The 19,423-nt window shown below is 34.9% G+C and carries 17 protein-coding genes; 6 read left to right on the top strand and 11 right to left on the bottom strand.

The features are described 5' to 3' along the window. Positions 1-2: 2 nt before the first annotated feature. From C3L50_RS01915 to C3L50_RS01860, 11 genes are all read right to left on the bottom strand, one after another. The gene (locus C3L50_RS01915) at positions 3-455 is read right to left on the bottom strand and encodes an SRPBCC family protein (protein WP_103804415.1); all 453 of its coding nucleotides are present in this window, start codon (positions 453-455) and stop codon (positions 3-5) included. Beyond that, complete coding sequence (locus C3L50_RS01910; protein ID WP_103804414.1) at positions 400-1,362, bottom strand: TIGR01777 family oxidoreductase; 963 nt, start codon at positions 1,360-1,362, stop codon at positions 400-402. The genes C3L50_RS01915 and C3L50_RS01910 overlap by 56 nt, the downstream gene beginning before the upstream one ends. Before the next feature lie 55 nt (positions 1,363-1,417). Next, positions 1,418-1,804: a hypothetical protein gene (locus C3L50_RS01905; RefSeq protein ID WP_103804412.1), complete on the bottom strand. Its 387-nt coding sequence runs from the start codon at positions 1,802-1,804 to the stop codon at positions 1,418-1,420. 16 nt (positions 1,805-1,820) lie between these two features. Beyond that, positions 1,821-2,168 carry a hypothetical protein gene (locus C3L50_RS01900; protein ID WP_103804410.1) on the bottom strand — a complete coding sequence of 116 codons (348 nt, stop codon included), beginning with the start codon at positions 2,166-2,168 and terminating at the stop codon, positions 1,821-1,823. After that, positions 2,165-2,875, bottom strand: a complete 711-nt coding sequence (locus tag C3L50_RS01895; protein ID WP_103804409.1) for a YqjF family protein — start codon at positions 2,873-2,875, stop codon at positions 2,165-2,167. The genes C3L50_RS01900 and C3L50_RS01895 overlap by 4 nt, the downstream gene beginning before the upstream one ends. 60 nt (positions 2,876-2,935) lie before the next feature. Beyond that, positions 2,936-3,439, bottom strand: a complete 504-nt coding sequence (locus C3L50_RS01890; protein ID WP_103804406.1) for a GbsR/MarR family transcriptional regulator — start codon at positions 3,437-3,439, stop codon at positions 2,936-2,938. A gap of 126 nt (positions 3,440-3,565) precedes the next feature. Next, positions 3,566-5,473, bottom strand: a complete 1,908-nt coding sequence (locus tag C3L50_RS01885; protein ID WP_103804404.1) for an SPFH domain-containing protein — start codon at positions 5,471-5,473, stop codon at positions 3,566-3,568. Between the two features lie 390 nt (positions 5,474-5,863). After that, the gene (locus C3L50_RS01880; protein ID WP_103804402.1) at positions 5,864-6,352 is read right to left on the bottom strand and encodes a hypothetical protein; all 489 of its coding nucleotides are present in this window, start codon (positions 6,350-6,352) and stop codon (positions 5,864-5,866) included. A gap of 15 nt (positions 6,353-6,367) precedes the next feature. Continuing rightward, positions 6,368-8,395 carry a M3 family metallopeptidase gene (locus C3L50_RS01875; protein WP_103804400.1) on the bottom strand — a complete coding sequence of 676 codons (2,028 nt, stop codon included), beginning with the start codon at positions 8,393-8,395 and terminating at the stop codon, positions 6,368-6,370. A 129-nt stretch (positions 8,396-8,524) separates the two neighbouring features. Next, positions 8,525-9,010 (bottom strand): 5-(carboxyamino)imidazole ribonucleotide mutase, encoded by a 486-nt coding sequence (gene purE, locus C3L50_RS01870; protein WP_103804398.1) that lies wholly within the window; start codon positions 9,008-9,010, stop codon positions 8,525-8,527. A gap of 223 nt (positions 9,011-9,233) precedes the next feature. Next, a complete protein-coding gene (locus tag C3L50_RS01860) occupies positions 9,234-10,379 on the bottom strand; it encodes a 5-(carboxyamino)imidazole ribonucleotide synthase (protein ID WP_103804394.1) in 1,146 nt (381 codons plus the stop codon). Positions 10,380-10,595: 216 nt separating this feature from the next. Here C3L50_RS01860 and C3L50_RS01855 point away from each other — a divergent pair, with 216 nt between their 5' ends. The 6 genes from C3L50_RS01855 to obgE all read left to right on the top strand — a co-directional run bounded on the left by C3L50_RS01855 (position 10,596) and on the right by obgE (position 19,355). After that, on the top strand, positions 10,596-15,158 hold the full coding sequence (locus C3L50_RS01855) for a T9SS type A sorting domain-containing protein (RefSeq protein WP_103804392.1): 4,563 nt from the start codon (positions 10,596-10,598) through the stop codon (positions 15,156-15,158). 10 nt (positions 15,159-15,168) lie between these two features. Next, positions 15,169-15,369: a hypothetical protein gene (locus C3L50_RS01850; protein ID WP_103804390.1), complete on the top strand. Its 201-nt coding sequence runs from the start codon at positions 15,169-15,171 to the stop codon at positions 15,367-15,369. A 411-nt stretch (positions 15,370-15,780) separates the two neighbouring features. Further along, entirely contained in the window at positions 15,781-16,311 is a 531-nt protein-coding gene (gene hpt / locus C3L50_RS16445) for a hypoxanthine phosphoribosyltransferase (protein ID WP_165783951.1), read from the top strand. Positions 16,312-16,362: 51 nt separating this feature from the next. Next, positions 16,363-16,935 carry an adenylate kinase gene (locus C3L50_RS16440; RefSeq protein ID WP_165783950.1) on the top strand — a complete coding sequence of 191 codons (573 nt, stop codon included), beginning with the start codon at positions 16,363-16,365 and terminating at the stop codon, positions 16,933-16,935. Positions 16,936-17,058: 123 nt separating this feature from the next. Next, the gene (locus C3L50_RS01840; RefSeq protein ID WP_243400324.1) at positions 17,059-18,279 is read left to right on the top strand and encodes a hemolysin family protein; all 1,221 of its coding nucleotides are present in this window, start codon (positions 17,059-17,061) and stop codon (positions 18,277-18,279) included. A 74-nt stretch (positions 18,280-18,353) separates the two neighbouring features. Beyond that, a complete protein-coding gene (gene obgE, locus C3L50_RS01835; RefSeq protein ID WP_103804387.1) occupies positions 18,354-19,355 on the top strand; it encodes a GTPase ObgE in 1,002 nt (333 codons plus the stop codon). The last annotated feature ends 68 nt before the right edge of the window (positions 19,356-19,423 follow it).

Here is a 19,423-nt window from a genome sequence, read left to right as displayed (position 1 = left end):
TTTCAACTATTTTCCGCTATAACTTTCAATATTTTATTTCTTTCCAAAATAAATTGTGTCAAATGTTTTTTCAAAAACAAATAATCAAATAATTTCCCAAAAATACCAAACGGAGTTTCATATTGCAGTTGGTCTGTCATTATGGTAAGTCTGTTTTTTTCTTCAAAAAAATGTTCGTGCTTGAAGGTTTTGAATTTACCTTCTTCCATTTCGTCCACAAAATAGCTGTATAAATCCATTACTGTAATTCGGCTTTTATGAGTTAAATAAAATCCAAAGTGTTTTCCTTTCCAAGTTACGGTTTCGTTTAGATTTATCAATCCAGAAGTTACACCAGCAATGGCGATTTCATTTGATTTGCTTGCAGATTGCTGATGAATATCAATGTTTCTGGAAACATCAAAAACGATTTGTTTTGTGGCTTTTATTTTTGTTGTGAGATGGATTGTTGTCATTTTTTAATAAATTTTGAAAAGCAGCATCAATATTTCCGAACTTGAATTGGAATCCATTTTCTAAAAGTCTTTTCGGAATCACATTTCTACTTTTTAGAACCAATTCGGCTTCTGTTCGAATGAAAAAAGATCCAATTTTCAACAAAAAAGTATTAATTGGAATACCAAAAGGAAAACCAACTGCTTTTCGTAGTTTTTTCATAAAATTAAAATTTAGAATTGGTTTTGGAGAAACAATATTGACAACTCCAGTCATTTCTTTTTCAATTATAAAATCAATGGCTCTGGCAAAATCTACTTCGTGAATCCAACTGATAAATTGATTGCCTTTTCCTTGTTTTCCACCAAAGCCGAGTTTTGTCAAAGTCTTTAACGGAATAAAAGCTCCTCCGTTTTTTCCTAAAACTATAGAAGTTCGTAAAGTTGTTTTTATGGTTTTGGGAGTTTCAGTTTTAAAAAAAGCTTTCTCCCAAGATTGAGCCACATTCATCGAGAAATCATTGCCAATTTCGCCATTAACTTCATCCATTTCTTTGTCTAATGAAAACCTATAAATGGTAGATGTTGATGAATTCAGCCAATGTTTTGGGGGATTTAAGCATTTTAAAACGGCTTTATTTAAAATCTTGGTGCTTTCAATTCGAGATAATAAAATTTCTTTTTTGTTCTCTTTGGTATAGCGACAATCAACTGATTTTCCTGCAAGGTTTACTAAAACTGTCGCATTTTCTAATTCAGTTTCCCAGCCGGTTAGCGTTTTTGCATTCCAATTGACGTATTTTATACTGCCCTCCGTTCTGTTCTTTCCACGAGTAAGAATGACGATTTTGTCAAATTTATCTTTAAAGTGATCCAGCAGACTTTGACCTAAAAATCCAGTTCCTGCTGCGATAATGAGTTTGTTCATTTTGTCGGATGTTAAACCTAACAGGTTTTTGAAACCTGATTGGTTTGTTAGGTAATTAGGCTTTAAATACTAATCTATCTGTGGTTTGAGTTTCTTTGGCTTTTCTTTTTCCTCTAAAAAAAAAGTATAAATTAAAGAACAACATCAGTCCAAGATAAATAGAAAATCCGCCAATTTTGTAACTTAATTTTTCGATTAATTCCTGATAGTTGTTATTGTATAATTGAATTTCGAGAATCATCAAAGCAAACCCAATGTTGAGTAAATAAAACCCAGTTTCGAAGAGTTTGTTGGTGGCTTGTGCTATATCTTCTCTGCCTTTGAAAATGTCGAGCATAAATATTTTTCCGTTTTTAAAAAGTGTTTTAGAAACATAATAGGTTAGTAATAATGCAATTGGTAAATAGATGGCGTAGCCGATAAGAATTTTTGTAGTTTCCATAATGTTATTTTTAATATTATTTGATTAATTTTTGAATGTATTTGGTAATGATTATAATGTTCCCGTAATGTAATATCGAAATGATAAAAATGATAATTGCTGTTTTTATTGCAATGGTTTCAATGAGTTGATTAATCGAAATTATTTTCTCCCACGAAATCAAAGTCATTGCGCAATACCCAATGTTGAGTAGATAATACGCCAGTAACAAAACCTGATTTATTTTTTGGCAGATTTCTTTGTGATTTGGGATTAATTCAGCTACATAAACATTGCCATTAGTGTAGCAGATTTTACCCACTTTTAGAATAATGAAAACCGTGATGGCTAGGTAAATGAAATAGCCGATGATGTTGAGGTTCATAATAATTTCTTTTTATTTTCAACTGTTACGGTAGAGCCTTTTGCAAGGATGACAGAAGTTGGTTCCAGGTTTTGAAGAAAAACAAAGTCATTACCGTACACATTTTCAAAGTCAACATCAATTTTGTAGCTGACGACTTGTAATTGTTGCCATCTTGGGTGTTTTACTTCATATTCAAAAGTGATGTTTTTATTTGTTTTTGTATAACCAAAATAGTGCTCTGTGATGAATTCAGCTTCAGAATTATGATCAATTTCAATGCTGTTTTTTTCTGTTGCTACTAAAATTGAATTCCACTCATTATTGTTTTTCCATTGATAAACAAAATCAATTGAATTTTTATTTTCAGTGGCAGAATGTTTCATAGGCATCGTTTGATAATGCTCTTTGTAAATAGTATTTGCTACAAAAGTTAAGGCTGGCTTCGGCACAATTTCTTTAATAAAAGCAACACCGCGTTTCCATTCTCCATTCTCGAAGCGTTTTACATAGAATCTCAAATTTACTTCTTCAAAATTGCTGTGAAACGGAATTTTAAACCCGATTAATTTCACATTGTTAAACATAAAACCAACTAAACTTACATAACATTTGTTATTCCATAAATCAATTTCTGTTCCTTTTGGGAGGTGTTTTTTTAATAGTTTAGCATCAATTTCATAATTGATTAAGGCTAAGTTTTTCCATTCGGCGGTTAAAAAGCTCATAGTTCTTTATGTTTTAAACTTTCAGAAAAAAATGAAAGTTTTGGTTAAATTTTTTTAATTCTATTTCATAAACTTAACCACTAATTTGGTAAGCCAATTGTCTTTGTATTCGGTAATTTTATCCAAAACATTATCAGCTTTCAAAACAAAATCGTAAAGTTTGGTAGTTTGCTCAATAAACTGAGTTTCTTCAGCAGTATTATTAGACTGAATCGATGAAACTTCTTTTAAAATTTTTAGCGCTGGTTTAATTTCTCTTTTGCTTCTTTCTCTGGCGATTTTTACGGCCAATTCGTCTAAATCTTTTTCGGCTGTAAAAAACTCTCTTCTTTCGCCTGCTTTATATTCTTTATAGACAATGCCCCAATCCATCAAAGCTCTCAAATTCATACTGGCATTGCCACGGGAAATTTGCAATTCTTCCATTACTTCTTCCATAGAAACAGCTTCGTTAGACACCATCAACAAAGCGTGAATTTGCGCCATAGTTTTGTTAATGCCCCATTGCGAGCCTAATGCTCCCCAGGTTTGTACAAACTTATTTTTTGCTTCTTTGAATTCCATATAGCAAATGTAAGTAAAAGTTTTTAAACTTTCAAAAATAAATGAAAGTTTGTTTTAAAAAAACCGAAGCATTGCTACTTCGGTTTTACATCTGCTCCCGAAATTCGGGACTAAATTCTAAAAAAATTATTTTTTAGGTTCTTGTTTTTCGTTTTTGGTATCCATCATTTCCATTAGTTTCATCCCTAAAAGACCACTAATTCCACCATCGGAGCCTGAATTTCCTGAAATTAAAACATCTGGAATCACTTTAATGTTGCCCTTTCCAATTTCTTCTGTAATTTTATATTTGGTAAAGTTATCGCCACCCATTGCAGAAACTTGCAACTGATAAGCTTCGGCAGTAGATTTACCAATTGCCATAATTTTCTCAGCTTCGGCCAAACCTGTTTTTGAAATTTTTTCAGCTTCTGCACTGGCATTCAGTTTGGTTGCTTCGGCTTGGGCTCCTGCTCTAGCTTTGGTTGCTTCTGCCTCGGCATTGGCACGCATTTTAGTAGCTTCGGCTTCTGCATTTACATTCAATTTTAAACTGGTTGCATCTCCTTCGGCTTTTTTAACGGTTGCGTCGGCAGTTCGTTGAGCAATTTCTACACTTTGAGAGGCTTTTACAATTTCCTTTTGCATATCGGCAATGGCGGTTTCTTTTTCAACACCTTGGCGTTGTTCTTGTGCCATTCTTTGTGTTTGATAGGTTTTTTGTTCTTCCTCGGCAATTTTTCTATCGGTCAATGTCTTCATTAAAGAATCTGGTGGCACGATATCACCAATTAAGGTGTCAACAGCATTCACGTTATATTCGTCTAAAACTGCTTTGATGTGTTTTTTTGCTGATTCTTGACGTTCTTTTCGAGTGCTTAAGAATGAAATTACATCACTATCTTGTGCCGAGTTTCTAAAATAGTTACCAATGGTTGGTTCCAAAACTTGTGATACTAGATTGGTCATACTTCCAAAACGAGCAATTACTTTTGGAGCCTCATTAGCTGGGACGTGTATAATTTGTGCAACATCTAAATTAAAAGGGAAACCATCTTTAGAACGAACTGTAATCGTGGATAGATTTTTATCTAAATCGTGAGATTCGCTGCGTGCGTTAGCCCAATTCAAAACCAAGTTCGTTGTAGGAACAGGTTCTAGTTTTGTAGTGTATTTATTAAGCGCATATTTTCCTGGACCGAAAGGTTCCATCCAAACGCCACGTTGCCCTTTTGAAACAATATTTCCGTGTTTGAAAGTATCTCCAGTTACATCTTTTCCGTCTTCGCCAATATAGGAAATCACAACTCCTACATAACCAATAGGTACATCGGTCATAGGGGTTTGCTCGATTTGAATTGCCCAAGAGTTGATGTAATAGGAACCTGCCAACATTACTTGTGGCTGCAATCCACGATTTCCTCCATTTTTCAAAAATTGGTCAAAATCTTGAAAATTGTTATGATTTTCAGCAAATTTCCCTGCAATTTGTCCAATTGGAATAGGTTCGCCATCCATTGCGGTTACAATTCCCACCATATTTTCTGAGATGACTATTTGTGGAGCTACTACAACTTCAAATAAATAAGTATTAATACGATAAGATCCCGTTGTGATAAAGGCAGATTGTCGCCCTTTTTGTCCGCCATTATCTAGAAACAAAGTGGCATCTTGAAAATTGTCTGAGTTTACTTTTTGAGCAAGAATTCGACCTGTTGGAATTTCGACTCCATCTTTGCTTAATATCAATCCAATATTTCCTTCTGGAATAATTGTAAAAGGGGTCATATTTACAGAATATTGCCAAGGCCACATTGCCCAATATAATCCAGGAGCTAGTGTTTTAGCTTGGAAACCAGCTTCTCCTTTGGTCGCTATAATCCTTCCGTCAGGTAAGGATTTATCTGATCCAAATAACACAAATTTTTTGGTTACTAAACCAATTCTGTCTTCAGGAACAATTACCATCCCAAAGAAAACTCTTAAAACAAATTTGTAAAGAACAATGGATAATACAAGTAAAATTACCCACCAAAAATCTAGAATTGTTGTCATTATTAAATAGTTTATTGATTGTTAATGTGTTTGATTTTTATAAATAATGACCATAGAAAAATAGCGTAATTTCCTTTTGTTAAGTTTATGAATTCAAATTTGTATATGAAATTTTAAATTCCTCCTGAAGTTACAACAGCTTTGTTTTATTTTAGAATATCGTTATGGTATAAAATCTCTTATTATACGGAAACACTTATTAATTGTTACAAAAAAATAAGAAATATTTTAGATATAAAAAAACCGAAGCATTGCTACTTCGGTTTCTATCGGCATTCTAAAATCCTGACTCTGCAATCTTTTTAGTAAACCTGCTTCTCTTTTGCAAAGTATTTAATTTAGTTCTTTATAAATCAATTATGCTAGATGAAAGCAAGTGTAAGCTGTTTTTTATTCGTTATAAAGGATTTTATGTAAAGGATAGTAATTACTCATAATATTAGGGACTTTATAATTGAAATTACTCTCAAATTTCCCTGAAAGATCATTCATTCCGCATTCAAAACAAATTTTTAAAATGGCTTTCGTTTTATTGTCTTTTTGAAATATTAATATATCTCTATACATTGGAATACAAGCAACTTCGTGATATTTTAAATTAATATCATTTGAAATGGTTTTACATATTGTTGATATTTTGTCTTTTGGGACAATTGTTTTTACATAACCATACGAAATTAATTTTTTTTCAAAGTCTTTTTCAATTGATTTTGGAGCCTCTAATCCGCTATATAATTTGTTGAATGAATTGTTGTTTTCATTTTGTAAAGCTTTCTCATCAGTAATTGAATAGTGAATTATAGTGTCAAAATCATTTTGAGCACCCGATTTACAGCTACAAATAATTACAGTGAGTAATAATAAAACTAATTTTTTCATATTTTGAAAATTTAATTATATCAACCCAGCTCTTTTCAATAAAGCATCTGGTTTTGGTTCTTGTCCTCTAAAACGTTTGTACAATTCCATCGGCAATTCAGTCCCTCCTTTTGAAAGGATGTTGTCTTTGAATTTGGTAGCCACTTCTTTATTGAAAATGCCTTCTTGTTGAAAATATTCAAAAGCATCGGCATCGAGAACTTCAGCCCATTTGTAGCTGTAATAGCCAGAAGAATATCCGCCCTGAAAAATATGAGAGAAGGAAACTGACATACAATTTTCGGCTACATCAGGATATAAAGTTGTTCCTTCAAAAGCGGTTTTTTCAAACGCTTTGATGTCTTTTATTTCGGTTGGATTGTTGCTATGGAAAGCCATATCCAATAAGCCAAAACTCAATTGACGCAAAGTCGCCATTCCTTCCTGAAAACTGGCACTTTCCTTGATTTTTTCTACATATTCCTGCGGTATAATTTCACCCGTTTGATAATGTTTCGCAAATAATGCCAAAGCTTCTGGTTCGTAGCACCAGTTTTCCATTACCTGGCTTGGCAATTCCACAAAATCCCAATATACCGATGTTCCAGATAAACTTGGGTAAGTCGTATTCGCCAACATTCCGTGCAATCCGTGACCAAATTCGTGGAACAGCGTTGTTACTTCGTTAAAAGTCAGCAAAGACGGTTTGGTTTCGGTAGGTTTCGTAAAATTACAAACGTTAGAAATATGCGGTCTTTCGTTTACACCATCTTTTATAGATTGCGATTTGAAAGAAGTCATCCAAGCGCCATTTCGTTTTCCTTTTCTTGGAAAGAAATCGGCATAAAAAATAGAAACCAGTTCGCCAAATTCGTCTTTCACTTCATAAGTAGTTACTTCTTCGTGGTATTTTTCAATGTCAAACACTTCGGTAAAAGTCAATCCGTATAATTTTCCAGCAATAGTAAAAGCACCATTCAAAACGTTTTCTAACTGAAAGTAAGGTTTCAACTTTTCATCATCCAAATTGAATAATTTTTGTTTCAATTTTTCGGAATAATAGGCACCGTCCCATTTCTCTAAATGATCAATTCCATCCAACTCTTTGGCGAAAGCGCTCAATTCTGCAAATTCTCTTTGAGCTGCTGGTTTGGCTTTGGCTAATAAATCATTCAAAAACGATTTTACTTTGTCTGGATTCTGTGCCATTCTTTCTTCTAAAACAAAATGAGAATGCGTTTCATATCCTAATAAATTAGCTCTTTCGAAACGTAATTTGGCAATCTTCAAGGTGATTTCCTTGTTGTCGAATTCGTTTCCTTGAAATGCTTTTTTACCTGCAGCGATAGCCATTTCTTTTCGCAGTTCGCGGTTGTCGGCATAGGTAACAAAAGGAATATAACTTGGAAAATCCAACGTAAAAATCCACCCTTCCAACTCTTTGCTTTTTGCCAATGATTTTGCGGCTTCAATGGTTCCTTCTGGAAGTCCTTTTAGGTCTGCTTCATTGGTAATATGCAATTGGTAGTTGTTGGTTTCTGCTAAAACATTTTCTCCAAAAGTCAATTTTAGTTTCGCTAATTCCGTGTCTATTTCACGAAGTTTTAATTTTTTATCTTCCGAAAGTAAAGCTCCGTTTCGGGAGAAACTTTTGAATTTTTTGTCCAATAACATAGCTTGTTCTGGAGATAAATTCAAGCTGTCTTTTTGCTCGTAAACGGTTTTTATTCTTTTGAACAAGTCTTCGTTAAGTGTAATGTCATTACTAAATTCAGTTAATAAAGGCGAAACTTCTTGAGCGATTTTCTGCATTTCGTCACTGGTTTCTGCCGAATTCAGGTTAAAGAAAATAGATGATAAACGATCCAAAGCATTACCCGAAAATTCCAAAGCTTCGATGGTGTTTTTGAAAGTCGGAGCTTCAGGATTATTGATGATAGCATCAATTTCTGCTTTTGCTGCAGCGATGTTTTCGATAAAAGCAGGTTGGTAGTCTTCCATTTTTATTTGAGAAAATGGAGCTGTATCATATTTGGTGTTGAATTTTTGAGTTAAGATGCTCATAATTATATTGTTTTGTTACGCAAAGATTCACAAAGAAAATCACAGAGGCACACAAAGTTTTTTTAAATAAGTTCTATTTTATTCTTTGCGAATCTTGGTGTGTTCTTTGTGAATCTTCGTGAAATGTTTTTATTTTTTCAATCCTTCGGCAGCTTTATTGACCGCCATTTTCAATCCTTCCTTATAGGCAATGATTTTGTCTAAAACACATTTGTCCGAGCTGCCAATAATTTGAGCTGCTAAAATCCCTGCATTTTTTGAGCCGTTCAAAGCCACAGTGGCAACAGGAACACCACCTGGCATTTGCAAAATAGACAAAACCGAATCCCAACCATCAATAGAATTGCTTGATTTTACAGGGACTCCAATTACGGGAAGTGGCGACATTGAGGCTACCATTCCTGGTAAATGTGCCGCTCCGCCAGCTCCGGCAATAATAACCGAAATACCTCGTGTGTGGGCGTTTTTACTGAAATCAAACAATTTTTCAGGTGTTCTGTGTGCCGAAACAATATCGACTTCGGTTTCTATATCAAATCCTTTTAGGATGTCAATCGCTTCTTGCATTACGGGCATATCGGATATGCTTCCCATTATTACGGCTACTTTGCTCATTTGTTTTTATTGTTTTTTATTTAAAAAATAAATAATAGATTATATAGATTGTAAATGCTATTAGAAATAGATAAAGTGCAATTAATAAAATGGAAGAAAAAAAGCTGATTATTTTTTCTCCAAGATATTCGTTTTTATCAGTGAAAATATTCCATTTTTTCTTTATAAGATTTTCTGAATCATTTAGATTTAATAAATTTATAATAAAATCTAGTATATCCATTTATGCAATCACTCTTATAGTGTTCTTCACATCTTCAGCAATTTTTCGTGCTACAGTGATATCGTCATTTACTATGGTAACGTGTCCCATTTTTCGGAAAGGGCGAGTTTGTTTTTTTCCGTAGATGTGTGGCGTAACACCATTCCAACCTAAAATAGTTTCGATGTTTTCATAAATTACGTCTCCCGAAAAACCTTCGGCACCAGTAAGATTGACCATAATTCCGGCTACTTTGCTTTCAGTATTCCCTAAAGGTAAATCAAGAATAGCTCGCAAATGGTTTTCAAATTGCGAAGTATAACTAGCTTCAATAGAATAATGACCTGAATTGTGTGGGCGAGGAGCTACTTCGTTTACCAAGATTTCGTCGTTTTCGGTCTGAAACATTTCTACAGCTAAAAGTCCGACCTGATTGAATTTTTGAGAAACAGTCAAGGCAATAGCTCTGGCTTTTTCGGCTACTTTTTCGTCGATACGAGCTGGGCAGATAACATATTCTACCTGATTGGCTTCGGGATGAAACTCCATTTCTACCACAGGATAGGTTTTGATTTCGCCTGATGGATTGCGACAAACGATTACGGCCAATTCGTTTTTGAAAGGAATCATTTCTTCTGCAATGCATTCTACATTTGGCAAATTGTCTAAATCCGATGCTTGACGCACGACTTTCACACCATTGCCATCATAACCAAATTCAGTACATTTCCATACGAATGGCAATTTTAGATTGCTGATTTCAGATTTCAGATTTTCTAAATTGGAAAACTTTTCAAAAGGAGCAGTTGGAATGTTATGTTGGGAATAAAATTCTTTTTGAACGCCTTTGTTCTGAATCAAACGGAGCGTTTTTGGTGATGGATATACAGGCAAACCTTCGTTTTCTAATTTTTCCAACGCTTCTAAATTGACCAATTCAATTTCAAAAGTCAAAATATCGACTTTTTTACCAAAATTATAAACGGTGTCAAAATCCATCAAATCGCCTTTGAAGAATTGATTGCAGGAGATTTTGCAAGGAGCTTCATCACTTGGGTCCAAAATGTAGGTTTGAATATCGAATTTTCTGGTGTCAGACAAAAGCATTTTGCCCAATTGCCCGCCACCTAATATGCCTAATTTAAAATCGGAAGAAAAATAATTCATTGTGTGATTGTTTATAATCTGTTTATGGGACACATAGATTTTGCAAATGTAAATAATAATTTATTAATGAATACTTCTGCTTTTTACTATGTGATGTGTTGTTTAGGATTGTTAATTATTTTGACTAAATATATATGCTTTAAATTCGTAATTTTGCTTATTTTTATATAAAAATTAGTATTTGCTTAACACGAATGCCCCTTAATTGATAATCATATGAATTTATTTAGACGCTATGTTTTAATTTTACTTTTATTTTTTGCCTGCATTAGTTACTCACAAACCAAAGGGTTGATTTATAAACCTGCTGGAGATGCATTGGGAAAAAGCGTACTGGACCCTAATGGAGATGGATATGTCTCGTTAACAACGGCTGGATTTAGTGGGACAGATTATGGTTCTGCATCCGAACTTAAGATGATACCTTTACCAATAATAGGAGTGGAGCCTACTGGAGATTTGACTACAGGTGGTTCTGGAGGAGCAACTGATATTGTTAGTGTTGGAGAAAACAGCAATCAATCTTGTTATATTCTCTATAAGACTGTTGGAGGTATTGATTATTTAATTATCAGGTTTCGTTTAGGAGGAGCCTCAACATCATCAAAAGGGTATTCTCTTTTAATGGATACGGATGGAACTTTTGGTTCACAATATACTGATCCGAAAAATCCAGGTTATGAGAGAGAGGTCGTTCTGAACACGGGAAGTTCGAATGCAATAGTCATAAATACCTTTTCAGGTGCAGCAGGCGGAATTACATCTTCTATTAATTTTAGTAATGAAAATTACACACAACGCTCCATTGCTTTAACAACAGTGGGAGGAGACGCAGATTATTTTTATGATTTTTTTATTCCATATAGTGCTTTAGGGTTGAGTGCACAGCCAGTTAGAATTGCAGCAGCAACAATTAGTTCAGCTGGAAGTGGTATTACAGGAACCAAATCAGATTATAATGGTGTTAATGACAAGTTGTATAGTAATAATCCAACAGCCATTGCAAACGCTTTAATTTCCAGTTTTCCAGCTATTTCATTGACATTGTTGACTGAGGGAGGAAGTTTTGGAAATCCTACTACTTTGGCTCCTGTGGTTAATAGCAATATTACAGCTTCAAGTACAAGTATTTCGGGCACAAGCGCAGAAATAAATGGTTCAATAATAACAGTATATAAAAATGGAACGTCTATTGGTACCGCAACTGTAACTTCAAATTCTTGGACATTAACAGGAATAAGTGGGTTAGTTGCAGGAGATGTTATTACTGCCAAAGCACAAACTTCTGGAAAAGATTTATCGGCAGCCTCTGCTGGTGTTACGGTAAATGTTGCTGCAATTTGTTTTACTCCTTCGCCAACAGCTTTGGTAAGAACTAATGGTTCCCAGCTTGTTACCGGAAGTTGGTCTCCTGTAAGTGGAACAATTACGCCCAGTACGGTTCAAATCAGATTATGGGAACAATCAGCAACAAATACATTTAATGAAATTCCAGCCACAGCTTCTGTGTATGTTGGTACTAACGGAACTTGGTCTTTTACAGTAACTACTTCACAAAGCACTTTCAATGGAATGAATATTTATGCTACCGCCACTTATAATGGTTGTGTGTCGGCATATTCAAATGTTGGGATGAAAACTTCAGGAAGTGGTAGTACTAAAACAGCCACACCCACAATGGTTACTACTACAATTTTGGCCTCACCAACTGTTGCACGAACGGTTCAGGTTACAAATACAGATTCAAGTGCGTCTTATTTAATTTTATATATTAATGGTTATGAGGTGGCAAGAACCACTTCTACTATCGCTTCTAATGCATCCTACACTTTTAGTTACACTGGATTTGTTGAAGGAGATGTTGTGATTGCAAGAGCACAATCAGCAACAGTAAGTTATTTACTTTCGGACATTTCTACCAGCGTAACTGTTAGTATTTTGTCAAGCCCATCAACGGCACCAATTATCTCGGGAACCTATACTGCAGGATCGGGGAAAACGGTTTCGGGAACTAGTACAGAAAGTGCTGGGACTATAATATATCTATACAAAGGAGCGACACTGTTAGGGTCGACTACAGTGGATGCCTATGGCAACTGGTCGATTTCTGGTTTGGCATTGACAACAGGAGATGTTCTTACGGTAACTGCAAAAGCTTCTGGAGAGACAACTAGTTCTAGCTCTGGTTCAATAACCGTGGCGGCATCAGCACCTACTGCACCAATAGTTTCGGGAACTTCTTATCAAGCAGGAGCAAGTAGTATTAGTGGTACTGGAGGTCTGGGAACAGGAATCACGTTGACGGTATATGTTGATGGTAGTTCAATAGGCACGATTCTTAACGCAACGGCGAGTTGGACACTTAGTGGTATTGCTTCAGGACAATTATACAAAGGTGCTGTCATTACGGCTACTAATACTAATGTAAGCACTGGGGTGGAAAGTATTTTGTCTAATTCAGTTCCTGTTGTAGGTGTAGCTAGTTTTTGTATCACGGATACTTCTGGAAATGCAATAACTGCAAAGAAATCGGGAGAGACTTTCAATATTAAAATTACTGCTATGGATGGTCCAAATTGTACTGGTAGCGTGTTTACGGGCTTTAATGGTACAGTTGTTTTGAGTAGTACAACGAGTATGCTTTTGGGAGGTGGAACCACTGCTGTGTTTGTAAATGGGGTGCTGGCTTCGTATAGTGTGGCTATGGGGACTCCGGCTACAAGTGTTTCTTTGTCTGCTATTAATTCTGATGATCCTTCTACAAAAGGGACTGCAACATTTGATGTAACTGCTGCAGTTTGGAAAGGAACAACAAGTACTGATTTTAATACGGCATCAAATTGGACAGGAAGTTTTGTCCCATTGTCAGGAGCGGATATTTCTTATGATGCTGCTGCCAATAATGATTGTTATTTAGATCAAAATAGAACAGTGGCTGGCATTAATTTTAATAACACAACCAAAAAATTAAATTTAAACGGAAAAACACTTACCATCAATGGAGCAATTTCAGGGAATGGAGTTTCCAGTGGTTTGTTGACTGGAGGCGTTAGTTCAAGTCTGGTATTCACTGGAACAGGAAATGCGGGTACTTTTTATATGGATCAGGCAAGTTTAGGAACTTCAAATGTACTAAACAACCTTACGTTGAATAGAACTTCTTTAGGAAGCGTAACTTTAGGAAATGCATTAAGTTTGAAAGGAATATTAACAGTGACTGCAGGGACATTTAATACAGGAAATCAAATAACTTTTAAAAGTGACTTGAATACAACAGCTGTCGTTGCGCCTGTAACTGGAGTTATAAATGGAGCAGTAACGGTCGAACGATTTATTCCAGCACGTAGGGCATTTCGTTTTCTGGCATCACCAGTTACGACTACAACAAGTATTCGCACAAATTGGCAGGAAGGAGTAAATAATGGGACTACAAGTTCAAATAGCAATCCAAATCCTGGATATGGAACACATATAACAGGTTCTGTTTCTGGAGAAAATGGTTTTGATGCCACTCTGACTACAAATCCTTCTATGTTTACTTTTGTTAACAGTACAGGTCTTTGGTCGTCTTCTATATCTAATACTGATGTAAATGTATTGGGTGCAGGTGTTCCTTATAGGATAATGATTAGAGGGGATAGAAGTATTAATTTAAATACAAATACACCAACACCAACCAACACTACATTAAGAGCTAATGGGAATCTGTATACAGGAACCAAAGTAATAACTGATCTTAGTTCAACTGCAGGTGGATATAATTTTATAGGAAATCCATATCAATCACCCGTTGATATGAACCAAGTACTACAGGCATCAACAAATTTAAATAAGGTTTTTTATTATATATGGGATCCAACTTTTAATGTCAGAGGTGGTTACGTTTCTGTTGATGTTGGCACTGGAGACAAATCTATTGCTACATCTTCGGCAACTAAATACTTGCAACCTTGGCAGAGTTGTTTTGTAAAAACAGATTTTGCAGGTTCGACTTCACTTAGTTTTCAAGAGTCCCATAAACAAACAAGCACTAGCAATGTTAATGTGTTTAGAAAGGCAGATGTGGCGTCAAGTTTGAAGTTGGAGTTATATGAGGCTAGTGCTTTTGCGAACTCTGCAAATCTTTCAGATGCTTTGTTGGTTCAATTTGAATCTGGCCAAAACAATGAAGTGGATGGCTATGATGCTGATAAATTCACTAATCTCGATGAAAATTTTGCAACAAACAATAATGGTTCTTTGTTGAGTATAGAGCGTCGAGATTTGCCTCAAGCTGAAGAAGTGATTCCATTGTATGTCAATCAATACCGCAATACTAATTACACTATTGTTGCCAAAGCAAAAAATATTGGTGGTCTGTATCCGTTTTTGTATGATAAATATACACAAGCGTACACCGAAATTCCAGCAGATGGTGCTGTTGCATATAATTATTCAGTGGTGGGTACAGATGTACAGTCAACTGCCTCAAGTCGATTTAATGTAGTATTCAAAACACAATCTTCTTTATCTAATAAATCTCTGGAATTGGAATCGGAATTAAAAGTATATCCGAATCCAGTCAAAGAAGGGTGGTTCGTTATCAGCTCTCCAAATAGCACTCAAGGAATGGAGATTGAGGTGTTCAATTTGTTGGGTCAGAGAATTCCATTTACAGTTTCAAATGTAAATTCTAATAACCTGAAAATTGAAATCCCAAAATCTGTTGATAAAGGCGTGTATAGTGTTGAAATCAAACAAAATGGACAAAAAGAAACTAAAAAAATACTAATAAACTAATTTTAGTTGTATGAAAAAGAATAAAATTTTATTGATAACGATACTTTTGTTTTCTAATCTAATTTATTGTGCCGAGCCTGGTTTTGATGATGATGTTGTAGATACTCCTGCGGCTCCAATAGATGGATGGGTTTATTTTGTCCTTGCAACAGGAGTTTTTTATGGATTAAAGAAAAATATTTTGGATACCAATCCAAAAATTGGCAAATAGCGAGGATTAATCCATCTGAGATTATTATTTTTTGCCGCCAAGACTATGTTCAGTCATAGTCTTGGCGGCTTTTTTGAAAATTACGAGTTTTTTTGACTCAAAGCAAGAATGTTATTCTCTTTGTTTGACCATTTTTAAAGCATTTTGCCCAATTGTCCGCCACCTAATATCCTAATTTAAAATCGGTAGAAAAATAATTCATTCAGTTGTAGTTTGATGAGGTAAAGATACTTTATAATGGACGAATAGGAAAGTGCTATTTTATTTTCTTCAAGATTTACTTTCCAACGACTTTCTAGAAAGTAGAATGATTTATTTGGTTTTTTTAATTTTGATTGAAAAGTAGAAATCAATTGTCAATTCTCAATTTCGAAATCCCTATATTTGCAAATTATTTTTAAAACGAAAAAAGTGATACAACTACACGATAAACAATTTGTTCCATTTATTTCTGCTCAGGAAATAGATTTCGCTATAGCAAAAATTGCTGCTTTAGTTGAGGATGATTTTGCCGACGAAGTTCCAGTTTTTGTAGGCGTTTTGAACGGTGCTTTTATGGTGGTTTCTGATTTTATGAAACATTATAAATCACCTTGCGAAGTAAGTTTCATTAAAATGGCATCCTACGAAGGGACTACATCAACCAATGAAGTTAAGCAATTAATAGGTTTAGACCGCGATTTGTCTGGAAGAAGCGTAGTTATTATAGAAGATATTGTTGATACTGGCAATACCTTGGTAGCTCTAAAAGACTTGTTCAAAAAGCAAAATGTAAAACATTTCAAAGTAGCAACTCTTTTCTTCAAGCCCGAAGCTTTAAAAAATGATATTAAAATTGATTATGTTGGTATCAGAATACCTAATAAATTTATAGTAGGATTCGGTTTAGACTATGATGGTTTAGGTAGAAATTTACCAGAAGTTTATCAATTGAAGGAATAATATAGAAACAAAACAAAACAATAACATAACTCACAATTTAGAATTTTAAAAATGATTAACATAGTTTTATTTGGGAAACCAGGAGCAGGAAAAGGAACTCAGGCCGAGTTTTTAAAAGGAAAATACAATTTAGTACATCTTTCAACAGGAGATATTTTTAGATTTAACATCAAAAATGAAACCGAATTGGGTAAATTAGCCAGAACCTATATGGACAAAGGCGATTTAGTTCCAGATGAAGTGACCATCAAAATGTTGCAAAGCGAAGTGGAAAAAAATCAAGATGCAGCAGGATTTTTATTCGATGGTTTTCCAAGAACAATTGCTCAAGCCGAAGCTTTAGATGTTTTTTTGGCTACCAAAAATGACAAAATTACCGCAACAGTTGCATTAGAAGCCAACGACGAAATTTTAGTAGCTCGTTTGCTAGAAAGAGGCAAAACTAGCGGAAGACCTGACGATCAAGATGAAGAAAAAATTAGAAATCGTTACCAAGAATACAACGAAAAAACAGCTCCTTTGATGGACTATTACACTAAGCAGAATAAATTTTATGCTGTAGATGGAATTGGTTCTATTGCCGATATTACGGAGCGATTAAGTAAAGTGATCGATAATTTATAAAAAGTTTATAGTTTATAGTTTATAGTTGGTAGTATCCAATGTATCAGCAAAACATAAACAACAAACAAACCAATGGAAATTTTAATCATTCTTTTTTTAATCATCCTCAACGGCGTTTTCTCGATGTCGGAAATCGCATTGATTTCGGCGCGAAAAAATCGATTAGAAACGGCTGCAAAAAAAGGAAATAAAAATGCCCAAGTTGCATTAGATTTGGCCAATTCTCCCAATAAATTTTTATCCACAGTTCAAATAGGAATCACGCTAATAGGCATTCTTACGGGTATTTATTCAGGAGATAAAATTACACACGATGTTCAAGATTTTGTTGGCGGTTTTGAAGTTTTGAAACCCTTTGCAGCTTCACTTGGAGTCGGAATTGTAGTGGTTGTTTTAACTTTTTTCTCTTTGGTTTTAGGAGAGTTATTGCCTAAAAGAATTGGATTAAATCACCCAGAAGCTATTGCAAAAGCAGTAGCTCTACCAATGAAAGTAATTTCGATTGTAACCGCTCCATTTATATGGTTGTTAACCCATTCGACCGAGTTTTTATTGAACGTTTTGCATATAAAACCTACTGCTGATGGCAAAGTTACCGAAGAAGAAATTAAAGCAATTATCAAAGAAGGAACTGAAGGCGGCGAAGTTCAAGAAATTGAACAAGACATCGTGGAACGTGTTTTTCATATTGGTGATCGCAAGATAAATTCATTGATGACCCACAGAAAATCAGTGGTTATTCTTCCGTTGCATGCAAACAAAGAACAGGTTAAGGAATTTATGCTTAAAGAATTGCATAGTATTTACCCCGTTTTTGGCGAAAATCATGATGATATTCTGGGTGTTGTCAATTTGAAAAATATATTTGCAACTATAGACAAAGCCGATTTTAATTTGGGCGACATTATGACCGAAGCGCCTTTTATGATGGAATATACCACGGCATACAAGGCATTAGAGCAATTCAAAGACTCGGGCGTTCACTATGCTTTTGTTTCGGATGAATATGGTTTTTTTCAAGGAATTATCACTTTGAATGATATTTTGGAAGCTTTAGTAGGAGATGCATCCGATTTTTATAAAGACGATTTTCAGTTAATCGAAAGAGAAGATGGAAGTTGGTTAGTTGATGGACATTATTCCTTACACGATTTCTTGACTTATTTCGAATTAGATGATCTAATTAGTGATTATGAAGTAACCACTGTAAGCGGATTAATAATGACTGAACTTTCTCATATACCAAAAGAAGGAGAAAAATTAGTTTGGCAAAAATTTGAATTAGAAGTCCTAGATATGGATGGGGTGAAGATTGATAAAGTAATGGTAAAAGCCTTAAAATAAAAAGGTTTTGGGTCTTGGGTTCTGGGTTTTAGTTTACCCAATACCTAGAACCCAAGACCCAAAACCAAAAAAAAATGACAGAAGGAAATTTTGTAGATTACGTAAAAATATTTGTTTCTTCCGGTAAAGGCGGAAAAGGATCTACGCATTTGCATAGAGAAAAGTTTATCCAGTATGGAGGTCCTGATGGAGGAGATGGAGGTCGTGGAGGACACGTTGTTTTGGTTGGAAACAAAGGACTGTGGACCTTATTTCATTTGAAATTTGCCCGTCACGTCAAGGCAGGTCATGGTGGCGATGGAGGAGGAGACAGAAGTACGGGTGCCGATGGAGAAGACAAATACATCGAAGTGCCATTAGGAACTGTTGTAAAAGACAAAGAAACCGGAGAAACATTATTCGAAATTACCGAAGACGGTGAGAAAAAGATTCTGTGTCAAGGAGGAAAAGGAGGTTTAGGAAACTGGCATTTTCGTAGTTCTACTAATCAAACACCAAGATATGCTCAGCCCGGTTTGCCCGGTTTAGAAATGGACGTGATTTTGGAACTTAAAGTTTTGGCTGACGTAGGATTAGTAGGTTTCCCAAATGCAGGGAAATCAACTTTATTGTCGGTTTTGACTTCAGCAAAACCCAAAATTGCCGATTATCCGTTTACCACTTTAAAACCCAATTTGGGGATTGTAGCTTACCGAGATTTTCAATCATTTGTAATCGCCGATATCCCTGGAATTATTGAAGGTGCAGCCGAAGGAAAAGGGTTGGGACATTATTTCTTGAGACATATCGAGCGTAATTCGACTTTGCTATTTTTGGTTCCTGTTGATACTCCAAATATCAAAGAAGAATACGATATTTTGGTAAACGAATTGACAAAATACAATCCCGAAATGTTGGATAAAGAGCGTTTGTTAGTGATTTCAAAATGTGATATGCTAGACGACGAACTCAAAGCCGAATTGAAAATACAATTGGACAAAGAGTTTAAAGACATTCCATATATGTTTATTTCCTCAGTTGCTCAACAAGGTTTACAAGATTTGAAAGACAAGCTTTGGAAAATGTTGAATGATTAAAGGTTTATCTTTTTTATATAATAAGGTGTTCTAGAAATAGGGTACCTTTTTTTATTTTAAAAAGCTGT

The organism is Flavobacterium alvei, assembly GCF_002920895.1.
Taxonomy (GTDB): domain Bacteria; phylum Bacteroidota; class Bacteroidia; order Flavobacteriales; family Flavobacteriaceae; genus Flavobacterium; species Flavobacterium alvei.
This window is presented reverse-complemented; position numbering and strand designations above follow the sequence as displayed.